Consider the following 3,535-nt stretch of genomic DNA (forward strand, 5'->3'; position numbering starts at 1 on the left):
TCTTCGGGCTTATGCTTCTTCTGGGGCATTCCAACGTCCTCTCCAACGGCTCAATAGCCTACTTCAGGGAGGACCACTTTTCAGGGGGCAGGCCAATAGTGCCACTCAACCTTGTGATCCTTCGACCAGGCCAGGATGGCATTCGAGGTGAGTTCCGTGCCGTTATCGGAGACAATCATTCCTGGCTTGCCGCGTCGTTCGATCAGTGTCGTCAGCTCCCGTGCGACACGGCGGCCGGAGATTGTGGTGTCCGGGATTGCTGCCAGGCATTCCCGCGTCACATCATCAACGATATTGAGAATCCGGAACCGTCTCCCGCATGCAAACTGGTCGTGCACGAAATCGAGAGACCAACGGGCATTTGCTTTCGCCTCGACCAGGATCGGCGCACGCGTGCCGACGGCCCTTCGTCGAGCCTTCCGCTTGCGAACCGAAAGCCCTTCCTCGCGATACAGCCGATAGATGCGGTTGACGCCGGATGGCTCTCCGTCCCGCCTGAGCAGGACGAACAGCCGTCGGTAGCCGAAGCGCCGTCGCTCGTTGGCAAGGTCGCGCAGCTTCGCCCGCAATTCGACCTCCGGCGGTCGGCAGGACCGATAGCGGATCATCTTGCGATCAGCAGACACAATCTGGCAGGCCCGCCGCTCCGAAAGACCCATTATGTCCTTCAGATGTGCAACGGCGTCACGCTTGGCGGCAGGCCCTACCATTTTTTTGCGAGAAGCTCGCGGAGTGCGGCGGCATCGAGCATCTGCTCGGCCAACAGCTTCTTAAGCTTGGCGTTCTCTTCTTCGAGTGCCTTCAGGCGCTTCGCCTCGGACACCTCCATACCGCCGTATTTGGCTTTCCAGTTATAAAATGTTGCGTCCGAAATCCCATACTTGCGGCACAGGTCGGCCACCTTCATGCCTGCCTCCTGCTCCTTCAGCACCGCAATAATCCGCTCTTCCGTAAATCGCTGCTTCTTCATTCGTCCGTCCTTTATTGGGCCGGAATCTAATCCATTCTGGAGGAAATTCTCAGTGGCAGGTCAGTTCGAATCCCGGCCCTGCCTCATGGTCTTCATCGTCGACTGACATGGGATCGAGTTCAAGTCGCATGGTGTGGTTTCTGAAGAACTCAGAAGACCATGACGACGATACGTACGGGGGACTGCCGTCCAGCAGGCGGTAGTCCTGCAATGCATTGGTCACCTTCTTACGCATGTCGGCGAGGTGATCGAAATCTCTGAAGTCGTAGAAGTCGGTCTGGATGAACCAAGGTTGCAGCGCCAAGGCCGCGATCGCATACCCTGCCCGAAGATCATGAACTCTCCACGCAGCCGTGAGGTTGTACTTCCCGAAATGCGGACTGAGTTCTTCCAGTTCGAGAAGGGCTTCCTGCACGCGACCGTCGATTTCTCCAAGATTGACGACGCCCCATTCCGTCTTGTTTCGGACGAGGTATATCCACCTGGCGTCGTCGAAGGACTGGATCGGATCGCGAGCCCGTGTTGCGGCGAGGAAGTTCTCGAGCCTGGTCGGAGCAACTCGCATAGCGTTCAAGCGCTCGACCACCTTCCCGACGTCCCGCCGGTCGCACGCAGATGCGATCTGTTCGAAAGCCCTTCTGAGGCCTCGCGCGATGTGGGGGGTCGGATGGGACATCGTTCCGGAAGTGTAGAACCACTCCGGCTTCTGCTGCTTACGGATCAGGTAGAACACGTCCGCAAGCACGAGAGCGGCATCGCGCAGAAGTGGGAAGCGTTCGAGGCTCGGGCCGTCCTCGAACGCGCGCATGACTTCCCTCGCCGCTTCGCGTCTTGCCGTCGTCACTTCGGCTCCGGGTGGAGCGAAGCCATGTCGAAAAGATCCGAGCAGCCTGCTGTCCTGTGCCATGTGATCCCTCCGCCTTTCGTTCAAACGACGATGGGTCGGTGACCGGCAAGAGACAAAGCCGAAGGTTTTCCGTGGGGCCCGCTCGAGTGACCCCTCTTTCTTTTTCAGAGGCCGCCGAACAATCCATCCCGGCCGTAGTTAGGGTCTTGAAGGAGACCCCAAATGTCCAAGATCACAGACGGCCTGAACGACCGCCCCAAGGATGCCTCCATCGCGCAGAGCGGTCCCGGCCTTCCCGATGATTCCAGCCAGCCGGTCGAGGCGACCGACGAAGAGGTGGAGCGAGTCCGCGCGAAGCTCGACGACGACGCCCGCGACGTGGACGATAACCGCATGCCGCCTTCCGCGCCAGGTGATTGCGCGAGGCGGATGGTCGGGGGTCAGCGCGATGGCCGCGGTTGCCGAGGATGTCGATGAGCGGCGTGATGTCGGTCGTCTCCTCCTCCACCAACGACGACGAGCGCTGCTCCTCGTCGAGAGGCTGCGTCACGACCGCGACGAGCGTCAGCTTCTCGATACCCCACCCCGGCTCGATCTTCTCGGTGCGATCCTTGAAGAGCTTGGTCAGCCAGGCGACGTCGCGCGCAGGCTTCGCGGTGCCCGCACGGATTGCCTGGCGCGTGCCATCGACCTTCTCCACCAAAAGGTCGGTTCGCCGGACTCCAAGACCCCGGCGCTGGAGCTCGCCGACGAGCTGGACGACCAGCCTCCCGACATATTTGTTGATCGTCTCGGCCGCACCGATGGGTTCTGCGAACGCGCGGGAGACCTCGATCCATTCCGGCGCGCGGACCAGCTCGACCGGCTCGGACATTCGGCCGAACATCTGATCGAGGCGACGCCCAATCTCCGGGCCGAAGCGGAGAGCGAGCGGCGCTCGCGCGGTGTTGGCGAGCTCGCCGATCGACTGAAAGCCCAGCGTCCGGAGATCGCCGACGATCTTGTCCGGCAGCCGCAGTAGCGACAAAGGAAGCCTCTCGACGGCCCGGAAGATCTCGCCCTTCGGAACGATGACGGTCTCCCGCGTGATCGCCCGCGCGCAGGCATGCGCCGCGCCCCAGGTGTCGGCGATTGCGACGCGCGCCGTCAGGCCCTTCGCGCGGAATTGGTTGGCGACTTTTTCCAGCATTGGCTGCTCCCCGCCCTGCAGGTGGTCGGCACCTTCCGTGTCCATAACGATCCCGTCCGTCCCGTCGACGGCCACGATCGGCGAGTACACGGTCAGCGCCCAGAGAGCGATCCGCTCCAAAGCGGAGGCATCCGCAGCGGGATTGGCATCGACCATCATCAGGTCGCGGAAGATCGCCTGCGCCTTTGCGGCCGGCATTCCCACCCGCACGCCGACCTTACGGGCGGCGGCGTCGGCGGCGGCGACCCAGCGCTTCGAGCCGGACTTCGCGATCACCGCGATGGCCTGCTCAGGCGGTAAGGAAGGATCGGCCCGCCGTATTCGATCGGTTGGCAGATCCGGAAGATAAATGGATACGACCCTTGTCATCGCAGGCTCCGATCTCAAACTCAGCACACTCGCCCGCACGCGATCTAATCAACTCAAGCAGCCACCTAGAGCGGTTCAGCCTTTGACAGAATCGAAGGGGATTCCGTCGAGGCCTGTTTTGTGATTCAAGATGCTGGCTGGAGTGGAGGCCAGCATCAGA

1 protein-coding gene and 3 pseudogenes are annotated in these 3,535 nt (G+C 61.6%); all 4 read right to left on the reverse strand.

Annotation, left to right across the window (positions count from 1 at the left end; all coding sequences use genetic code 11):
- Window positions 1–95: 95 nt before the first annotated feature.
- Window positions 96–970: pseudogene (locus tag FHS76_RS22315) on the reverse strand (IS3 family transposase); the annotation flags it as partial.
- 49 nt (window positions 971–1,019) lie between these two features.
- Complete coding sequence (locus tag FHS76_RS22320) at window positions 1,020–1,877, reverse strand: hypothetical protein (RefSeq protein WP_183658506.1); 858 nt, start codon at window positions 1,875–1,877, stop codon at window positions 1,020–1,022.
- A gap of 385 nt (window positions 1,878–2,262) precedes the next feature.
- A pseudogene (locus tag FHS76_RS22325) lies at window positions 2,263–3,282 on the reverse strand (Y-family DNA polymerase); the annotation flags it as partial.
- Between the two features lie 13 nt (window positions 3,283–3,295).
- Window positions 3,296–3,442: pseudogene (locus FHS76_RS22965) on the reverse strand (damage-inducible mutagenesis protein); the annotation flags it as partial.
- Window positions 3,443–3,535: the final 93 nt, after the last annotated feature.

This window comes from Brucella daejeonensis, assembly GCF_014199265.1.
Taxonomy (GTDB): domain Bacteria; phylum Pseudomonadota; class Alphaproteobacteria; order Rhizobiales; family Rhizobiaceae; genus Brucella; species Brucella daejeonensis.